Origin of the sequence: Sphingobium cyanobacteriorum (assembly GCF_030580935.1) — a bacterium.
GTDB lineage: Bacteria > Pseudomonadota > Alphaproteobacteria > Sphingomonadales > Sphingomonadaceae > Sphingobium > Sphingobium cyanobacteriorum.
Map to the genome: position 1 here is coordinate 1 of NZ_JAUQOM010000054.1, position 3409 is coordinate 3409.

Genomic DNA, 3409 nt, shown 5'->3' on the forward strand with positions numbered 1-3409 from the left:
TACAGAGACCCCCTCGCCCCTCGTTCAGAAATTTGGCTCAGGTCTTACCACCACCGAAATCGTTGATGGTGTCGGCCTGGTTTCGATCGACAATCCGCCTGTCAATGCGCTCTCGCGCGATCTCCGCGAAGCTATGATCGACGCCATCAACCATCTCGCTGCGAAACACGACGTTCAGTCGATCGTCCTTCTTGGAAAAAACGGTACGTTCATCGCCGGAGCCGACCTAAAGGAGTTCGGCAAACCCCTGACCGATCCCACATTGCCGGATGTCATTGAAACCATCGAGCAGTGCTCGAAGCCAGTCATCGCGGCAATCGAAGGGGCGGCACTCGGCGGTGGCTACGAAATCGCCCTCGGTTGCGACGCGCGGATCGCGACGGAAAAGGCTGCCGTCGGACTGCCGGAAGGAACCTTCGGAATAATTCCAGGTGCCGGGGGCACCGTCCGACTGCCTCGGGTGACTGATGCCGTCACCGCACTCGACATGATCGCGTCTTGCCGTCAAGTCAAAGCTCCAGAAGCCAAGAACCTCGGCCTCATCGACGCTATTGTTGGGAAAATTCCAGACGATGCGATTGCCTATGCTCGTGCCTTCGGGACCACGAAGATCAGATTAAGGGACAGAGAACCAAAGCCCTTCGATCACAAGGCGTTTGACCTTGCCGTCCAGCAGGTCTTGAAACGCGGTCGCGGGCGACCCTTCGTCTTCGACCAGACCGAAGCAATCTGGCAGGCAGTCACGGTTCCCTTCGATGACGCGCTCGCGTCAGCCCGCACCGCATTTCGGCGCCTCCGCGATTCCGATGAGTCGGCGGCCCTGCGGCATCTTTTCTTTGCGGAAAGGCAGGCCGCGCGTGTCGAGGGCCTCGCGGACGCTTCGCCCTTGTCGATCGAGACAGTCGGTATCGTCGGAGCCGGAACCATGGGCGCGGGGATCGCCGCCGCTTTTCTCGCCGCAGGTTATCCGGTGAAGCTCACGGACCTCAAACAAGAGGCCCTAGCAAGCGCACGGACCCGCATCGAAGGTTTTCTCGCGAAAGCTTCGAACCCCGCCGAGCTGACATTGGTCCATGATCTCGAAGATCTTTCAGAGTGCGATCTGCTCATCGAAGCTGCCTTCGAGGATCTGGCCGTGAAGACTGAGCTCATGGCTCGTTTCGACAGTTTCGCCAAGACCAATGCGATCCTTGCGACCAACACTTCCTATCTCGATGTGAATGTCATAGCCGCCGCGACCACGCGTCCTCAATCCGTCGTTGGACTGCATTTCTTTGCGCCGGCGCACATCATGAAGCTTCTGGAGATTGTTCGGGGCGAAGAAACATCACCGGAAGTCCTGCAGGCCGCTTTTGCGATCGCAAGACGGCTTCGGAAAGTCGCCGTCGTTTCCGGAGTCGGAGAAGGCTTCATCGGCAACCGCATCTACAATGCTTACCGCGCACAGAGCGAAGCGATGCTGATCGATGGCGCAAGCCCGGACGAAATTGATACCGCCCTTGAGGCGCTCGGTTTTGCCATGGGGCCGTTCAGCGTGTCGGACCTGTCAGGGCTCGATATAGCTTGGGCTAACCGGAAGAGGAAGCAGGAGGCCCGCGGGGACAAGGATGGTGACGTTCCGGTCCTCGAATGGCTTGTTGAAGCCGGCCGGCTCGGCCGCAAGACAGGTGCCGGCTGGTATCGGTATGACGATGGCCAACGCGCATCGGACCCAGACGTGAGAAATCTCATCGCGAAGGCGCGGGCACATTATGGCGCTGCGCCGAGGTCGCTGGACCGGGACGAAATCCAGGAGCGCACGCTTTGCGCGATCGTCAACGAGGCCCTGCTCGTTCTGGAAGACGGCATCGCTTCGCGTGCCTCAGATATCGATCTGGTGATGATCAACGGATATGGCTTTCCGAAACATCTTGGTGGACCACTCTTCTGGGCGAAGCGTCAACCACGTTACCGCCTTGAACGTACTCTTGCGACCGTAGTCGGCGGCGGCCGCCGCGGGAACCTCGCATTGCTCGATTGAACCAACCCATACTTTTTGGAGGAATCCGATGTCCCCAGCCTATATCTGCGCCTATATCCGCACGCCGATCGGCCGCTTCGGTGGCTCGCTCTCATCCGTGCGGGCTGACGATCTCGGCGCTATCCCCTTGAAGGCAATCATGGCGCAAAATCCCAACCTCGACTTCGAAGCCATCGATGAAGTGGTGTTCGGGTGCGCCAACCAGGCAGGCGAGGATAACCGGAACGTTGCACGCATGTCGTCCTTGCTCGCGGGCATGCCTGTGAGCGTTCCCGGAACAACCATCAATCGCCTGTGCGGCTCCGGCATGGATGCCACAATCACCGGTGCGCGCGCTATCGCTTCCGGTGAAGCTGACCTGGTGATCGCCGGCGGCGTCGAAAGCATGAGCCGTGCTCCCTTTATCGTTCCAAAAGCCGAGACGGCTTTCTCTCGTTCGATGGAGATTCACGACACAACGATTGGCTGGCGCTTCATCAACCCACTCATGAAAAAGCAGTACGGCGTCGACTCGATGCCGGAAACCGCCGAGAACGTGGCGGATGACTTCAAGATCAGCCGCGAGGACCAGGATGCTTTCGCGGTGCGTTCGCAAGCGAAAGCAGCACAGGCCCAGACAAATGGCCGCTTCGCTAAAGAGATCACCCCGGTCACGATCCCGCAAAAGAAGGGCGACGCACTAATCGTCGACACGGACGAACATCCCCGCGCGACAACCATCGATGCTCTCGGCAAGCTCCGACCGATTGTCCGCGCCGACGGCACTGTGACCGCAGGCAATGCGTCAGGCGTGAATGACGGAGCGGCGGCAATCCTTCTGGCTTCCGAAGCCGCCGTCAAGAAATTCGGACTGACTCCGATCGCACGCGTTCTGGGTGGCGCGACCGCAGGTGTAGCACCGAGGATCATGGGATTTGGCCCTGCGCCGGCGACCAAAAAGCTGATGTCCCGCCTTGGAATGCGCCAGGAGCAGTTCGATGTCATTGAGCTCAACGAAGCGTTCGCATCTCAAGGGCTTGCGACGTTGCGTGACCTTGGCATCGTCGACGACGATCCTCGCGTGAATCCAAATGGGGGTGCCATCGCCTTAGGACATCCATTGGGTATGTCGGGCGCACGGATCACGGGCACGGCGGCGCTGGAGCTGGCGAACACCGGCGGCAAATTCGCCCTCGCGACCATGTGCATCGGCGTTGGTCAGGGCATCGCGATCGCCCTCGCGTCAGTATAAGCATTGAAGGCTGGGCGGCGTCTCGTCGCCCATTCCCGAATTCCAGCTTGTTGTTCGTCACCTGAATGAACGTTGGCGTGCAGAACAGAAAAGCCGCAACCTGGTCGGGCTGCGGCTTTTTCCTTAACCATCACTTTCAGATTGCTTTACGCCATGGC

General features: G+C 59.5%; 2 protein-coding genes. Both read left to right on the forward strand.

Features of this window, described 5'->3' with window-relative positions; translation table 11 throughout:
* Nucleotides 1-2020 (forward strand): 3-hydroxyacyl-CoA dehydrogenase NAD-binding domain-containing protein (locus tag Q4610_RS21510; protein ID WP_304537816.1); only part of this gene is annotated, 2020 nt, incomplete at its 5' end.
* A gap of 28 nt (nt 2021-2048) precedes the next feature.
* Nucleotides 2049-3251 (forward strand): 3-oxoadipyl-CoA thiolase, encoded by a 1203-nt coding sequence (gene pcaF, locus Q4610_RS21515; protein ID WP_033967481.1) that lies wholly within the window; start codon nt 2049-2051, stop codon nt 3249-3251.
* Nucleotides 3252-3409: the final 158 nt, after the last annotated feature.

Excerpts from the sequence above, each read along its gene's own strand:
- pcaF (WP_033967481.1), top strand. The coding sequence starts at position 2,049 with ATGTCCCCAGCCTATATCTGCGCCTATATCCGCACGCCGATCGGCCGC.